This is a genomic window from Pseudoalteromonas shioyasakiensis, from assembly GCF_022398475.1.
Lineage (GTDB): Bacteria > Pseudomonadota > Gammaproteobacteria > Enterobacterales > Alteromonadaceae > Pseudoalteromonas.
Map to the genome: position 1 here is coordinate 28,774 of NZ_JAKEVM010000021.1, position 16,199 is coordinate 44,972.

At 41.7% G+C, this 16,199-nt stretch carries 13 protein-coding genes; 5 read left to right on the forward strand and 8 right to left on the reverse strand.

Annotated elements, in window-relative coordinates; genetic code table 11:
- Positions 1 to 146: 146 nt before the first annotated feature.
- Positions 147 to 1,724 (reverse strand): glutamine-hydrolyzing GMP synthase, encoded by a 1,578-nt coding sequence (gene guaA, locus L1D51_RS06240; protein ID WP_054551226.1) that lies wholly within the window; start codon positions 1,722 to 1,724, stop codon positions 147 to 149.
- A 100-nt stretch (positions 1,725 to 1,824) separates the two neighbouring features.
- Positions 1,825 to 3,294, reverse strand: coding sequence for an IMP dehydrogenase (guaB, locus tag L1D51_RS06245; protein WP_054560832.1), 1,470 nt, complete (start codon positions 3,292 to 3,294; stop codon positions 1,825 to 1,827).
- Positions 3,295 to 3,428: 134 nt separating this feature from the next.
- Here guaB and xseA point away from each other — a divergent pair, with 134 nt between their 5' ends.
- Positions 3,429 to 4,763: an exodeoxyribonuclease VII large subunit gene (gene xseA, locus L1D51_RS06250; RefSeq protein WP_054560833.1), complete on the forward strand. Its 1,335-nt coding sequence runs from the start codon at positions 3,429 to 3,431 to the stop codon at positions 4,761 to 4,763.
- 2 nt (positions 4,764 to 4,765) lie between these two features.
- Here the strand turns inward: xseA and L1D51_RS06255 are convergent, their stop codons facing one another.
- A complete protein-coding gene (locus L1D51_RS06255) occupies positions 4,766 to 5,356 on the reverse strand; it encodes a hypothetical protein (protein ID WP_054560834.1) in 591 nt (196 codons plus the stop codon).
- 86 nt (positions 5,357 to 5,442) lie between these two features.
- Positions 5,443 to 6,267, reverse strand: a complete 825-nt coding sequence (cysE, locus tag L1D51_RS06260) for a serine O-acetyltransferase (protein WP_239963215.1) — start codon at positions 6,265 to 6,267, stop codon at positions 5,443 to 5,445.
- 341 nt (positions 6,268 to 6,608) lie between these two features.
- Here cysE and L1D51_RS06265 point away from each other — a divergent pair, with 341 nt between their 5' ends.
- The 3 genes from L1D51_RS06265 (at position 6,609) to L1D51_RS06275 (ending at position 8,603) form a co-directional block, all read left to right on the forward strand.
- Complete coding sequence (locus L1D51_RS06265) at positions 6,609 to 7,010, forward strand: hypothetical protein (protein ID WP_173637075.1); 402 nt, start codon at positions 6,609 to 6,611, stop codon at positions 7,008 to 7,010.
- A gap of 3 nt (positions 7,011 to 7,013) precedes the next feature.
- Positions 7,014 to 7,331, forward strand: coding sequence for a helix-turn-helix transcriptional regulator (locus L1D51_RS06270; RefSeq protein WP_055020980.1), 318 nt, complete (start codon positions 7,014 to 7,016; stop codon positions 7,329 to 7,331).
- 330 nt (positions 7,332 to 7,661) lie between these two features.
- Positions 7,662 to 8,603: a GGDEF domain-containing protein gene (locus L1D51_RS06275; protein ID WP_239963216.1), complete on the forward strand. Its 942-nt coding sequence runs from the start codon at positions 7,662 to 7,664 to the stop codon at positions 8,601 to 8,603.
- A 35-nt stretch (positions 8,604 to 8,638) separates the two neighbouring features.
- Here the strand turns inward: L1D51_RS06275 and L1D51_RS06280 are convergent, their stop codons facing one another.
- On the reverse strand, positions 8,639 to 11,524 hold the full coding sequence (locus L1D51_RS06280) for a M16 family metallopeptidase (RefSeq protein ID WP_239963217.1): 2,886 nt from the start codon (positions 11,522 to 11,524) through the stop codon (positions 8,639 to 8,641).
- Positions 11,525 to 11,771: 247 nt separating this feature from the next.
- Here L1D51_RS06280 and L1D51_RS06285 point away from each other — a divergent pair, with 247 nt between their 5' ends.
- Entirely contained in the window at positions 11,772 to 12,728 is a 957-nt protein-coding gene (locus L1D51_RS06285; protein WP_055020983.1) for a methylenetetrahydrofolate reductase, read from the forward strand.
- On the opposite strand, the gene L1D51_RS06290 is transcribed toward L1D51_RS06285, so the two are convergent.
- The 3 genes from L1D51_RS06290 to L1D51_RS06300 form a co-directional block, all read right to left on the reverse strand.
- Positions 12,725 to 13,693, reverse strand: coding sequence for a sensor domain-containing diguanylate cyclase (locus tag L1D51_RS06290; RefSeq protein WP_055020984.1), 969 nt, complete (start codon positions 13,691 to 13,693; stop codon positions 12,725 to 12,727). The two genes, L1D51_RS06285 and L1D51_RS06290, sit on opposite strands and share 4 nt — an antisense overlap.
- A gap of 48 nt (positions 13,694 to 13,741) precedes the next feature.
- Positions 13,742 to 14,977 carry a DEAD/DEAH box helicase gene (locus L1D51_RS06295; RefSeq protein ID WP_054560842.1) on the reverse strand — a complete coding sequence of 412 codons (1,236 nt, stop codon included), beginning with the start codon at positions 14,975 to 14,977 and terminating at the stop codon, positions 13,742 to 13,744.
- Between the two features lie 95 nt (positions 14,978 to 15,072).
- Positions 15,073 to 15,774, reverse strand: coding sequence for a DUF3581 domain-containing protein (locus L1D51_RS06300; RefSeq protein ID WP_175082939.1), 702 nt, complete (start codon positions 15,772 to 15,774; stop codon positions 15,073 to 15,075).
- Positions 15,775 to 16,199 lie beyond the last annotated feature (425 nt).

Sequence of the window (16,199 nt, forward strand, 5' to 3'; positions counted from 1 at the left end):
GCAATGACGACGAATTATATAGAGCTTTTTTCAAAGGTAAAGTAAAAAAACACAGTTTTTAGTTTAACTGCTTCTTAAATAAACAAAACGGCGAATTAGCAAGCTAATTCGCCGTTTTTGTACCAATTCAGGTCAGAATAATAAAATTATTCCCACTCGATTGTTGCCGGTGGCTTACCTGAAATATCGTAAACAACACGTGAGATACCGTCGATTTCGTTGATGATACGGTTAGAAACCACACCTAAGAACTCATAAGGTAAGTGTGACCAACGTGCCGTCATAAAGTCGATTGTTTCTACACAACGTAGTGATACAACCCAATCGTATTTACGCGCGTCACCCATTACACCGACCGATTTAACTGGTAAGAATACAGTGAAGGCTTGACTTACTTTGTGATAAAGCTCTGCTTTGTGTAGCTCTTCAATGAAGATAGCATCTGCGCGACGTAGTAAGTCACAGTACTCTTTCTTGATTTCACCAAGTACACGAACACCTAAACCAGGACCCGGGAATGGGTGACGGTAAAGCATGTCGTATGGTAGACCAAGCTCAAGACCAATTTTACGTACTTCATCTTTGAATAGCTCACGTAACGGCTCAACAAGACCCATTTCCATGTCGTCTGGTAAACCACCTACGTTGTGGTGAGACTTGATTACGTGTGCTTTACCTGTTGCAGATGCAGCAGATTCGATTACGTCTGGGTAGATAGTACCTTGACCTAACCATTTAGCACTTTTCAGCTTTTTAGCTTGCTCGTCAAATACTTTAATGAAGGTATGACCAATCGCTTTACGCTTATCTTCTGGGTCTGACTTACCTGCTAAGTCTGCTAAGAATTGATCTTCAGCATCTACTTTAACAATGTTTAGGCCAAACTTGTTACCGAACATGTCCATAACTTGCTGACCTTCGTTTAAACGAAGAAGACCGTTATCAACGAATACACACGTTAGCTTGTCGCCGATTGCACGGTGAATAAGCATGGCAACAACAGATGAATCAACACCACCTGATAAACCTAAGATAACTTCGTCATCACCTACAGTTTCCTTAATACGCTCAATAGCATCGTCGATGATTTTAGCTGGTGTCCATAGTTTTTCACAGCCACAGATATCAATCGCGAAGCGCTCAAGTAAACGTAAACCTTGGTGAGTATGAGTTACTTCTGGGTGGAACTGTACGCCGTAAAAACGTTTTTCTTCCCAAGACATTGCAGCATGTGGACATGTTGAAGTTTTAGCAGTTGTTTTGAAAGTCTCAGGTACTTCCATCACTTTATCGCCGTGGCTCATCCAAACGTCTAGTACGCCTGCACCGCCATCAGTAATGTGGTCTTCGATAGCATCGAATAACGCACAGTTACCTACTTTTTCAACTTGCGCATAACCAAACTCTTTCTTATCAGAGCTGTGTACGCTACCACCTAGTTGCGTTGCCATTGTTTGCATGCCGTAACAGATACCAAGTACTGGAACGCCTGCGTTAAATACATACTCAGGAGCACGTGGGCTGTTTTCAAGTGTTGTAGACTCAGGGCCACCCGACAAAATAATACCTTGTGGATTAAATTCGCGGATTTGCTCTTCAGTTACATCCCATGCCCATAGCTCACAGTAAACACCAATCTCACGTATACGACGTGCGATTAACTGTGTGTATTGCGAACCAAAATCTAAAATGAGAATTCGTGAATCGTGAATGTCTTTGCTCATGGAGTATCTCGTTAGTCAGGAACTGCTCTCCCAAAGGGAGATGATCAATAAATTAGGGCTAGCAAATGCTAGCCCATGTAATTTCAATACCTTAAGGTAATTAACCTAGGCGGTAGTTTGGCGCTTCTTTAGTGATTTGCACGTCGTGAACGTGTGACTCACCCATACCAGCTGAAGTTACGCGAACAAATTGAGGTTTAGTATTTAACTCTTCAATTGTTGCACAGCCAGTTAAGCCCATTGCACTGCGTAGACCACCCACTTGTTGATGAATGATTGTCGCGATAGGACCTTTATAAGCAACACGGCCTTCGATACCTTCAGGAACAAGCTTGTCTGCTTCGTTCGATTTTTGGAAGTAACGGTCTGATGAACCTTCTTTTTGGTCCATAGCACCAAGGCTACCCATACCACGGTATGATTTGTAGTAACGACCTTGATATAGCTCAACTTCACCCGGTGCTTCTTCAGTACCGGCTAACATTGAACCCACCATTACACATGATGCACCAGCAACAAGTGCTTTTACGATGTCACCAGAGAAACGGATACCACCGTCAGCAATAACAGGAATATCACGGCCTTTTAAGCCTTCAACTGCGTCAGAAATAGCAGTAATTTGTGGAACACCACAACCTGTTACGATACGAGTAGTACAGATAGAACCAGGGCCGATACCAACTTTAACAGCATCAACACCCGCATCAGCAAGGGCAATCGCGCCTTCAGCTGTTGCAACGTTACCTGCTACGATTTGTAGATCTGGGTATGCTTGACGTGTTTGTGCAACACGGTCGATAACACCTTGTGAGTGGCCATGTGATGTATCGATAAGTAATACGTCAACACCTGCTTCAACAAGTGCTGCGATACGCTCATCAGTACCCGCGCCAACACCAACAGCTGCACCTACACGTAGACGACCTTGATCGTCTTTACATGCATGCGGCTTGTCTTGTGCTTTTTGATAATCTTTTACAGTGATCATGCCTTTAAGTTTAAATGCATCATCAACTACGAGAATTTTTTCGATACGGTGCTCGTGCATTAGACCTAAGATTTCATCACGGTCTGCACCTTCTTTAACAGTCACTAACGATTCTTTTTTCGTCATTACTGTAGAAACAGGTTGCTCAAGTTTCGTTTCAAAACGCATATCACGGCTTGTCACAATACCAACAAGGTTATTGTCAGCGTCGGTTACAGGGAAACCTGAAAAACCTTTGTCTTCTGAAAGCGCGATAGCATCAGCAATTGTAAGATCCGCAGTCACAGTAACAGGGAAAGAAACAATGCCCGCTTCGTAAGTTTTAACTTTACGAACGTTTTTAGCTTGCTCTTCAATTGTCATGTTTTTGTGGATGAAACCTAAACCGCCCTCTTGCGCTAAAGCAATCGCTAAGCGTGCTTCTGTTACAGTATCCATAGATGCTGAAACTAGCGGCAAGTTAAGATTGATACCACGCGTTAAGCGAGTTGAAATATTTGCCGTGTGTGGCAAAACAGTAGAATGACCTGGTACTAAAAGTACGTCGTCAAAGGTAAGAGCTTCTTTAGCGATTCTTAGCATAGTGCAACTTCTCACATGTGGATCTGAGTATAAGGAATTGCGGCCAAATTTTATCAGCGTTGTGAGCACGAGTAAATAAAATTATTCATTTATTTGTGTTAAAGTACACAGAGAATTTTTTACTGGGGTTTTTAATGGCTTTTACGCAATCAACACAGCCTGTTTACACGGTCTCGCGCCTAAATAAGGAAATTCGCCATGTTCTTGAACAAGGCTTTTCATCGCTTATCTTAAATGGTGAAATTTCTAACTTTATAGCCCCAGCATCTGGACACTGGTACTTTACGTTAAAAGACGACCGAGCACAGGTAAAAGCGGCAATGTGGCGCGGCAATAATCGCGGCCAAACTTTTCGCCCGAGCAATGGTGCACAAGTAACTGTGCGTGCCCGCGTATCTTTATATGAACCTCGTGGTGATTATCAGCTGATTGTTGAGCATATGGCCCCTGCAGGTGAAGGCTTATTAAAGCAAGAATTCGATGCGCTAAAAATGCGCTTAGCTGCCGAAGGTCTATTTAGCTCAGCCCATAAAAAACCATTACCAACCAATATTAATCGCGTTGGGGTGATCACCTCAGCCACAGGTGCGGCTATACGCGATATTCTAACGGTACTTAAACGCCGTGCTCCGCAGCTTGAAGTCGTGATTTACCCAGCTATGGTGCAAGGTGCAGATGCCCACAGCCAATTAATAGAAAAAATAAACATCGCCAATCAGCGCAACGAAGTAGATGTGCTTATATTAGGTCGTGGTGGTGGTTCACTCGAAGATTTGTGGTGTTTTAACCATGAGCAACTAGCTCGCGCTATTTTTGAAAGTCGCTTACCTATTGTTAGCGCCGTTGGTCACGAGGTCGATACCACAATTAGTGATTATGTTGCCGATATTCGCGCCGCAACACCTTCTGCAGCCGCCGAGCTAGTTAGTCCAAATACCGAAGAGCTACATAACAAAGTTACGCAGTTAGTTAGGCACTTAAATCATGCCTTTAAACACTCTTTAGCTGTAAAACGCAGTACTGCCACTCAATTTGAGCATCGCTTGCAGCTATGCCATCCCCGTAATCAACTCAATCAACAAGCGCAAAAACTAGATGAACTTAGTTTGGCCTTACACAGCGCAATGAGTGGCAAAATCCAGCGATATGAGCGAGTACTTGCTAACCTAACACCACGCTTAATGCAAAGCTCTCCTGAAAAGCAGCTAGCGAAAAGCGAGCATCAACTGGCGCAATTGCATGCCCGCCTCACACAAGCGATGCAGCAACAACTTTCAAGTTCTCGAAACCAGCTTTCTTTACAAGCGAGCCGTTTAGATTCTGTGAGCCCACTCAGTGTGTTAGCACGTGGTTATAGTATTACTAAAAACCAGCACGGTAGTGTAGTGAAATCGGTTAACGATGTAAGTTCTGGTGAGCTTATAACCACCGAGCTTGCAGATGGGCAGCTACAATCAAAAGTTGTATAAAATTACTGCGTGCTTGCGATGATTGTTAGACTATCGTCACTTGAGGTGGTGGAGGTAAATTTAAATTGCTTCCACCAGCTTTGTTCCATCATCTTATCGGTCATGTTACGCCAATAATGACTTGGCAAATCATCAACATCCTCTGGTTGCAATAGCTTAAACTGACACACAGAGCTTTTGCATGTAGAGACACTGAGCTGTGGTTGCACTGGTAAATCGGCCATGATTAAAAAATCACTCATGGCTGTTTCAACTTGGTAGGCCCAAGCCTCATCCCGAGATTGCTCTTCTAACAAGGTATAAAGTTCATCCAGGTGTGAGTCGATTTGCTGAGGAGGTATCGCACTTGAACGGTAACTAGCAATCACAGCTTGTTGATTTTCGACTTGTAACTTTAACTCTGCTATTTGTTGCTCAAGCTCGCTTTTGCTATCAGCTACTGAACTATCTGAATTAACTTCAGCGACTTGTTTATTAATAACAGGCGCTATAGCAGTGGCTTGCTGCTCTGGTGCTTGAACTATTTGTTCTTCAACAAATTCTTGCTGATAAGTGTGTGGCTGTTGTTGTGGGTCTGATTGAAAAAGTGACATAGCGACAGCGCCACAAATAAATGACGCTGTAACTGCTAATCCGAAGGATAACTTAGACAATTCCATTGCTCTTTTAAAGTGTAAAACTACAACATAGCACTGGTGTGGGAGGCATTACTAGCGGTAGTCGTACCATCATCTAAAAAGTTTTGGTTCATGCTCTCTGCTGGACAGGGACAGCTCGGTTTGCCGACCACTTTAGCTGGCACGCCAACCACAGTTGTGTGTGCTGGAACTGCACTTAACACGACTGAGTTTGCACCAATACGCGCCCCCTCTCCTACTTCGATATTACCTAGTACTTTTGCACCTGCGCCAATCAAAACACCGGCGCGAATTTTTGGATGGCGGTCACCTTGCTCATTACCCGTACCACCTAAGGTTACAGATTGTAGAATCGATACGTTATCTTCAATAACTGCTGTTTCACCAATTACAATCCCAGTTGCATGGTCAAACATAATACCATGACCAACTTTACAAGCAGGATGGATGTCAACGCCAAATACTTCTGAGGTTCTGCTTTGAATGAAGCGAGCAAGCTCTTTTCGGTTTTGTTGCCATAAACAATTTGCGAGTCGGTGTGCTTGTATTGCATGGAAGCCTTTAAGGTTCAAAATAACAGTTAAGTAACTATCGGCCGCAGGGTCGCGATCTTTAACTGCTTTTATGTCATGAGCCACATGCGTCAGCATTAGATCACATTTAACAAAGGCATGGTCGAATAATTCACGGATAGTAAATGCTGATACCACCGCATCTGCAAGTTTATTTGCCACAATAAAGCTCAGCGCCGAACCTAAGCATTCATGATTTAACACGCACGAATAAACGTGACTTGCTAAAAGCGGTTCACGGGAAACGACTTCGTTTGCTTCATCTCGAAGCTTTTGCCAAATTTCATGACGCATAATATTGCCTTTCTGGTTGTACCTAACTGCTAAGCCTTAAGTTTAACGGATTTGTAGCAAGATGTACTAACCCGTTGTTTATTTGTTCTGGTTATATCTAATAACCAGAGTAACAATACCTATTTTTACTCTTTTTGCTGTGCTTTTTTGCCAATCGCATATGACAGTAGCAAATTCTAACTCTAGCCGAGAAACTTAATTAAAGTGCTTATTTTTCAATGACAAAACAGATATGACATCTTGCCTGTCATATGCCAAAATAGGAACTGGCATATCGCTGACGGCGTAAAAAACAAAAATAATCATTAAATTTACATCATCAACTTAACAAGGAAACGATGATGAAAAACGACGTACTAAACTCACACAAGCTAGGTTATAAATTTTACTTTCAAGATGGTGACAACCAAATCGCATGCTTTGGTCATATCATGAGCGGTAAAGAAAAAGTATATGTAAACGACGAATTGGTAAGTGAAAAACGCAGCTTCGGCTTTAAAAGCCATCATGACTTTAACTACCAAGGTAATGCTTATGCAGTCAAATTTGAGATGCAAAATATACTGACAGGCAAGCTTGAATGTTCGTTTTATAAAGCTGACAAATTAGTTAAACAGAGCACACAAACCTCACTTACTGATAATCCAAAACAAGTAGCTTTGGTTACCTTAGGTTGTTTTATTGGTGGGGCAATATCGGGTTATGCTGTCGTTACTTTTATTGAACCATTTCTTGGGAAGTAAGTAATGCAACTGAATCCCAATACAATAAAAGCACTCAGGCTTAAATTCGATTGGACGCAGCAGCAACTAGCCGATGCCTGTGATGTAAGCCTACGTACTATTCAACGAGTTGAAAAAGAAGGTGCGGCATCAAAAGAAACCACTATGAGCCTATGCGCAGTTTTTGAAGTGCGTCAAGGTGAGCTTATTAAGCTCGATGACGAAACACCAGAACAAAGCACAACACATGCAGTGAGTAAGCAAAATCTCGCTGCAATCGTAGCGGCTTCTTCGTTTGTAAGTTTTGCGCTTGGTATGGCAACGGTATTTGTTATTTTTTAGGAGTGATAGATGACCAAAGAACAACGCGGCTACGCTACACTTATCGGCTTTGTAATAGCAACCATGCTATTTGCACTAGCAGTTAAAATTGGCGCAATGCTTTAGCATTTCTAAGCATATAAATAAAATATAACTGTCAGAACTGAGCGTTGAGCTAGGTGCTGGCAGTTTTTTCATATCAGCACCTACAGATATCTGTAGATATCTACTTTCAAATAGCCAAGCTATAAGTAAAAGACAATACCTTATTAATTGTTTTTTATGTAAACCACGGTGAAAACCCAGCATTTATTGCTAATCTTAAAAAAGTGACAATGGCTAGGAACTAATGTGGTTGAATCAAGAGAGTTTCTAAAATCAATACTCGATACGATCTCTGAGCATATTGTGGTGATTAATGACTCGGGTGATATCAAGTTTGTAAATCGAAGTTGGCAGACATTTGGCGATGAAAATAATTGCCAGTGTAACACTCAATGGGAAGATCAAAACTACCTTGCTATTTGCAAATCAGCTGCTGCCAATGGCGATGAATTTGGTGCAAAAGCCTACACCGGAATAAACCAAGTTATCACTCAACAGCTCGCAGAGTTTTACCTCGAATACCCTTGCCACAGTGATACCGAAAACCGCTGGTTTATGATGCGCGCAGTGCCTTTAAAACTTGGCACAGCAGGTTATGTTGTGATCAGCCACTTGAATATTACCGAACGTAAAATCGCCGAGCAGCAAGTACAAGAACTCGCCCGTATCGATGGCCTCACACAAATAGCTAACCGACGTCATTTTGATGATTTTTATAAACAGGAATGGAGTCGCTGTGCACGTTTAAAGCACCCCTTGTCGTTAGCCATGATCGACCTTGATAACTTTAAGTCTCTTAATGACAACTTTGGTCATCTGGTGGGTGATATTTGCTTGAAAGAAGTGGCAAAACTATTACCAGATTATACTCGCAGACCTGGTGACTTGTGCGCTAGATACGGCGGTGAAGAATTTGTACTGGTACTTGGTAACACGCAAAGCCATCAAGCACAAAAACTCGTGACGCGTTTTATGGCAGCGATAAATACGCTTCAATTACCAGAGCTTGCCGGTCATCCCTTGACGGTTAGTATTGGTTTAGCAACTATCTGCCCTAGTAGCATTGATGATGCCATGTTACTCATTGAAATGGCTGATAGTGCGCTTTATCAAGCAAAAGAAGCTGGCCGAAATCAGCTTATCGTTGCTGATAACATCGAGCCATTAAACATAGAAAAATGCCCCTGATTAGAGGCATTGATTAGAGCCTGTTTATTCAGTTATTACTGAAATACTTTTTCGACATCAAGTACTGAAATGTTTTTCGCTGGTATTGCAAGCTTATAGTCTGCAATCACTTTATCTTCAGCAACAAGTTCTGCTGGTTTTTCAGCGTTATACACCATTGGTGATGTTTGCTCTGAAGCAAGGCGCTTTTGCATGTCTTTGCCGTCACCAGTAATAAACACATAGTGAATATTCTCTGTTTGCAGGTTATCGCGAATAACACGGTTAACATCATCAAGGGTTAGCTTTTCAAGCTTGCCACGCACATAGTCAACAAAGCTCTCAGTGTTATAGAACTCACTGTCAAGCGCATAGCCTAACTGGCGATCTTGGCTGGCAACCATTTGTGGCACAAAGTTAATTAAGAAGTTACGAGTCGCTTTAAAATCTTCTTTGCTGATGCCATTTTTAATCAGCTTATCAAGCTCAAATAATGCCGTACGCGTTGCAAAGTGCGCATCGTTATTAGAACGAAGCGGACGTAACCACACTTGGAAAACTTGCTCTGAACGACCTAAGTTAGCATCAGGTTTCGTTTGGAACATACCGCGCGGGAAGTACTCAATGTATGCATAGTCACCATAGTTCATACCACGGGTTTGACGAATACGTTGATACAAGAAGCTGTTTGAGCTGCGGTGTTCGCCAAAGTAAGAACGCACTAACCAAAGCGCTGTCCAGTCATCGCTACTACGAATTGTATCGATTGGGAAACCAAATGACACAGCGGTAGATTGCGCTGATTTTTCAACAATCGTTGCATGATGACCTTTAAGTTCTGGCGCATCAGGGATCGTTAAGCGGCTTTCTTTACCTTGTGGAAGCGATGTTAAATCTTTCATCATAGTCGATTTAACATCACTCGGAATCGCACCAATTAGACCTACTGTTAACTTAGATTGAGTAAACTGGTTAGCATAAAACGCTTTTACATCGTCAAGTGTCAGTGCTTCAAGGTCTGATAAATCACCATAGTTATAGCTTTCATACGGGTGGCCTTTATAAAGCTGATGATAAAGCACTTCTTTACCTAGCTCTTCGTCATTTGACGCTTTCAGGCCTGCTTTAATGCTATCAATAAGCTCTTTTTTCAGACGCTTGAAATCATCTTCTCTAAAGCCAGGATTTAACAACTGGTCGCTAACAAGTGCATACCACTGCGCGGCATTGTCTTTATGTACACGACCACGAAGTGAAATCATCTCTTTATCGATTTGATAGCCAAAGCTTCCCGCTAGTGGATATAACGCTTTTTGAATATCTTTGTAGCTCATAGTTTCTGAGCCACCTTGCGCTAGCATCGCAGCAGTGAGTGCTGCTAAACCTTTTTTACCATGTGGATCAGCCGCTGCGCCGGTATTAAATAACCAGTTAACATCAACCAGTGGTGAGCTATTGGTTTTATCAAGTACTTTAAAGTGACGCTCTGTTGGGGCTTGCTCGATACTGGCAACGAAGGCATTTAAATCAACTTCTTGCTCAAAACCAGCCACTTTATCAAGCGCCGACATTGTCACCGTGGTACGGCTCGGATCAACAAAATATTTGTTTGCTACCGCTTTGATATCATCCGGAGTGATGCTGTCAGCTGTGACATAAAGTTGGTTAATCACTTCAGGATCACGCTCAAAGTGCATGTAGCTTGCAAGTGTTGAAGCTATTGACTGCGATGAATCAAGACCATTTATAAAGCTATACTTTAGGTTTGATTTTAAATCCGCTAACTTTTGCGCATCTACTAACTCAGTACGCGCTTGTGCATAGGTACGGTTAATCGCATCACGGGCTTTAGCCAGGTCCGCTTCGTTTTCGACTTTTACAAACACATGTAATAAACCCGGATCTTTAGTATCTGGGTTATAGGTAAACATTTGGCTGGCAATTTGTTTATCAACAACAAGCTCTTGATAAAGTGCCGAGTTGTTAGAGAAATACAGCTGTGAGATCAAATCAAGAGCAGCACGGTCTTTTTTAGTTGGATCCCATTCAGTGCCTTTATAAGACACAAGCAACCAGTGACCTGGTAAACCATCATTTTTCTCATGTACATATTTTGCTGCTTGTTGCTTTGGTTCAACAGGAATATCTGCTTGGTAATCACCTTTTTTCCAGTTACCCCAATGCTTTTTCACCATTGCCATGGTTTCTTGTGGATCAACATCACCAACAATGACTAAAGATACATACTCAGGCTTATAAAATTTAGCGAAAAACTCTTTACCATAGGCCATTTGATCAGGCATAGCTTCAATGTCTTCGAAAAAGCCCATGGTGGTGTGCTTATAGGTATGCTTTTCGAATGCTTCGTTACGAACCGCAGAAAGTAACTTACGAATTGGGCTAGCATTATTCTTTAAATACTCACCTTTTACAGTCAGCGCTTCGGTGCGGAACTGCTCTTCGCTGTAAGTCAGGTTTTGGAAAATATCAGCTTCAATTTCGAGCACTTTATCTAAGTGCTCTTTTGAGAAGTTTAAGTGATAGTTAGTGTAATCGTTGGTCGTATACGCGCGATTATCAACACCCGAGTTTTTTAAAATATCTGAATACACATCTTGTGGGAATTTTTCAGAGCCTTTAAACATCATATGCTCAAAGAAGTGTGCAAAACCGGTTTTACCTGCTTCAACCTCATTACGTGAACCAACCGATACTGGAATTTGCAGTGACACAACATCTGGGTAATCTGTTTTAACTACCATCACGCGAAGGCCATTCTCAAGCTCTTCTAATAGGTAATCTTGGCTAAATACACGGTTATCATCTTGGCTTACTTGCTGCTCAATTTCGACTTCTTTAACCATCGTTGACTGTGAGTTACTTGCGCAGCCACTTAAAGCAAGTGTTACAGCAACACTGGTTGCTAATAATCTAAATTTCATAATGTTCCCTTGTTAGTTATTTTTCTCATAATCATTGCTGCTTGATTATGCATCAAAGCGCCAGAAAATATGAGGGTCAGAGCAATAATTTATGTAAACAGGTGTGTCAATTTTGCGAAACGCTCAGCTTTAAACTTGAGTAAAATTCATAGTCATTGAAAAACTTTCAAGAAAAAAATCTATCTAGACGTCTAAATGGCTGCTATATTATTTGTCATAGACATTAGCACGAGCTGGAATGAGGATTATGGCTTTATCATTACAAGAGAAAATTGAAGACACCAATCAAGGTGTCTACCTAATTGGTACCACACCACCAAAGTCTGGTACTGATAAAGCACAGCTTGAGACCATTGCTCAGAAGCTACTCGGTCGTTTACACGAAATTGAATACGACGGTGTAATCATCTACGACATTCAAGATGAGAGTAGCCGTATTGCAAAGCCGCGTCCTTTTCCGTTTAAAGAAACGGTAGATCCTCGTGAATACAGTCAGTTACTACGTAGCTTGTCACAACTTGATGTGATCACTTATAAAAGTGTTGCCCAGCGTGGAGAAGCTGAATTTACCGAATGGTTAAACGAAACACGTAACGACTTTGAACTAAAAAACTTAGTGTTGGTGGGTAGCCCATCATCTCATGGCGACATCAAATTAAGCCTACCTGATGCATATAAAACGCTGGCAAAACAGAACAGTGATGTATTTTTAGGTGGTGTTACTATTGCCGAGCGCCATGCCAGCAAACGTAATGAACATGAGCGTTTAGTTGAAAAAACAGCGCAAGGTTGTAAGTTTTTCATCTCACAAGCCGTTTACAATGCCCAAGCAACGATTGATTTAATCACCAGCTATGCGCGTAGCTGTAAAGCACAAGGCACAGCACCAAAACGCATTATTCTGACGTTTACCCCTTGTGGTGGTGAAAAAACCTTAGAATTTATGGAATGGTTAGGTATTTCTGTACCAGAAGCGACTAAATACCGCATGTTAGATTCGGCAAATACATTGAGTGAATCAGTGCGTATTTGCCGTGAGAATCTCGACTTAATTTTACAAAGCTGCGCACATTTAGATGTACCGCTAGGTTTAAATATTGAGAGCTTAACCAATCGTAAAGAAGAAATTGATGCGTCAATTAACCTTTACCGTTTACTTAAAGCAACTATGGAGTTAAACCTAGCTGAGAAGCAAATAGCTTAGCGTGCTGCCTTAGAAGCTTGCTTTTTCTCATACATATCTTCATCTGCTCGTTTTAATAGCTCAGCAAAGTTTTCTTTTGGCTGAGCTATTACCCCTGAACCAATACTTAAGCTCGTAACAGGAATGCCCCGCTTCTCTAAATTAGATTGATAGGTGGTGTTGAGCTTATCAGCGATGCTGTCTATGCAATCACCGGGCTGAACTTGCAATAACGCAATAAACTCATCGCCCCCTAGGCGGCCAATAATATCGGTTTCACGTAGGCATTCTTTCATGGTGTCAGCTAAACAAATCAGCGCGAGATCGCCCACTTCATGGCCATACGTATCATTGAGTGGCTTAAAGCTGTTTATATCGATAAATAGACAACTAATATCAAAACCAAGTCGTTTCGATATATTTAATTTATGTTGGCAAAGCAGATCTATTGCACGGCGATTATAAATATTGGTCAGTGAATCAAGCATGGCAATTTCACGCATTTGCGTAAAGTTATCTAACAGTGCAAGGTCATCTTCGACCATATCGCGAAGCTGCTCGATTAGTTCTAAAAAGCTCTGTTGATAATGGGTTTGTTTAAAATCCATAACACAAAAGGTGCCAAAGGGCTCGCCACTTGGCCAACTAATTGGCACCCCAAGATAAGACTCAAAACCATCTTTTACCAGTGGGCTGTCATCCCATTGACTATCTTGACTGGCGTGATCAACATAAAGCGGTGCCATGTCACGCAGTACTTTTTTGCAGAAGATATTATCGTCGGCGCTTAATTCAGCCCCGGCATCATAGGGGTTTTCTTGTTGCTCACTGGAGACGATAATACGATAAACATCATCTGTTTTATGAACGATAAAACCTGCGGGAGCAGAAAACAACTCGGTCATGAGATCAATTGTTTTCTGCCACTTTTCTAAGGAGAACTGTTTATCAGCGCGGCGGAACGTCCATTTATTCTCTTCTAACATACTAAACTCTCAACTTTAGCCGGAGGATAGTATAAATATATGCCAGATTTAGGAACGTCTCCTACTTTTTTGCCCTAAAATACGTTTTTTATCACGAGAGCGGCGTGCCTTATTAGTATTTTTACGAACTTGCTTTGGCTCTTTGGTTAAATCAGGCTCATACCCTGGTAACCACTGCGGCGTGAGTCTTGTGTCGAGTAAGATATCTATTTCGTCCAATAGCCACTGCTCATCGATGCTAACCAGCGACATCGCCATCCCTTTCTCGCCAGCACGTCCTGTTCGACCAATACGGTGTACGTAGTCCTCAGCCACATAAGGCAACTCATAGTTAATCACATACTTAAGTGAGGCAATATCAAGACCACGCGCAGCAACATCTGTCGCAACCAGTACTCTTGTCGCACCTGATTTAAAATTTTGCAGTGCTTTATCACGCGCACCTTGGCTTTTATCGCCATGAATAGATTCGGTTTTTAAGCCGTCTTTACACATTTCTTTAGCAAGCACATCAGCGGTTTGTTTAGTACGAGTGAATATCAGTACTTGCTGCCAATTTTTCATGCCAATCATGTGTGATACCAGCTCGCGCTTACGGTCTTCATCAACCGCATAAACTAGCTGCTCAACTTCAACCGCTGCTGAGTTGCGTTTATTCACTTCAACTAATTTAGGATCATTTAATAACTGCTTACTGAGTTTAAAGATGCTGTCGTCAAATGTGGCTGAAAAAAGTAAGGTTTGGCGCTCTTTCGGCACATGGCGCAAGATACGTTTAATTTCGTCAATAAAGCCCATATCAAGCATGCGATCAGCTTCATCAAATACCAGCGCATTGATACTTGAAAGCTTAATACTGCCTTTGATCACATGATCAAGTAAACGCCCAGGTGTTGCCACTACAACCTGCGCCCCTTTTATGGCTTTAATTTGTGGGCCAATACTAGCACCGCCATAAGCCAGTGCTGCTTTTATTTCAGTATGCGCAGCATAACGCTCTACACTTGCAAATACTTGCTGAGCGAGCTCTCGGGTAGGTGTTAAAATTAGGACTTTAACGGCATCAGGGAGTACTTCAGCAGATAGCAAATTGTGCAGTAGTGGCAAAACAAACGCGGCGGTTTTGCCCGTTCCCGTCTGTGCACTGCCCATTACATCAGCACCCGCTAAAATGAGTGGGATTGTTTGCGCTTGAATTGCTGTAGGTGTGTGATAATTCTCTGCTTGCAGGGCTGTTAGCAATGCAGGGGCAAGATTTAACTCTGAAAAGTTCGCTACTGACATAGTCTGAAGTACATTTGGCTATAAAAGCGCTATTGTACGCGGAACATCAGCAACAAAAAAGGCGCAATCAGCGCCCTTTGTAGCAATTGTAAAGATTACGCTGGTTTAAGTGATTCTTTACGTTGATTATAAAAACTAATTAGGTCATCAACCGTTGCTTGGCAATAGTCACGAATGCCAGACACAAGCATGTGTTTTTCACCCGCCCCTACTTTTTCGCCATTTTCTAATAGGTTGAAGCGAAGCGTGATTTTGCCGCGTTTGCCAGTAAACTCAAAATCAGGCTCAGCAAATTGTAATTCAGGTGCGCTGATATCAAGACGGTCAAGGTTAATCAGCATTGATTCGTAAATCACCATTGGACGCGCTGGATTGATCATCACATCCTGCTTCCCCATCAATGGAATAATCACGTGCGGGAAGGTCGTGCCAGAGAACTCAACATAGTTTTTGATTAAGCTATTTGTTAACTCAGGACATTGGCTAACAGCCCCTTCTCGTTTCACTTTTAGCATGACTTTTTCGCCATCGGTGATCGCAAACTCATCAGCCCCTTCAGGGAAAGTCAGCTTTGAATTTTCATCAACCATGCCTGCAAACGTGAATTCCATTTTTTCACTGATGCCATAGCGGTTTAAAACCAGCGAAAAAAGTAAATCGCCCGGCACACAAAACTTTTTGGCATCTTTATCGTGTAACGGATTGAAATCATCAGCCACTAACTTGGCAAAACGACAGCCTTGCTCACGTGAGATAGAAACGTAATCAGCATGTTGCTGATAATAAGGACTTAACATAATTGTTCACTGCTTAAACTACTTATAACCTGACTATACTACCAGATAAAATGAAAATAGAGGTCGAATCTGTTAATTATTAATCACGCGCTCAGCATATGTTTAAATGCATGAGCTAAAATAGTGGTTTTGATAGGCTAAATTTAAATTGTATCAATTTGTACGAAACAATTAACAAATAACGCAGAATAGTAAAGACTAAGGCCCAACTAAATTTAGTGAAAAACTATTAGCTAAAACTAAATATAAATTCAGTTTCCCTTTTAAAACAACAAGCTAACTTTAGAATATAAAGAAAATACGCCAATAGGTTGAAATTACTGGCTTTGCATAGCACCTATTTGTAGCTATAACGATAAATGAGGTATGATAGACACGCTTTTTTATCGTGTAATCGCCACTCATAGGCTGCATAAATAATAATT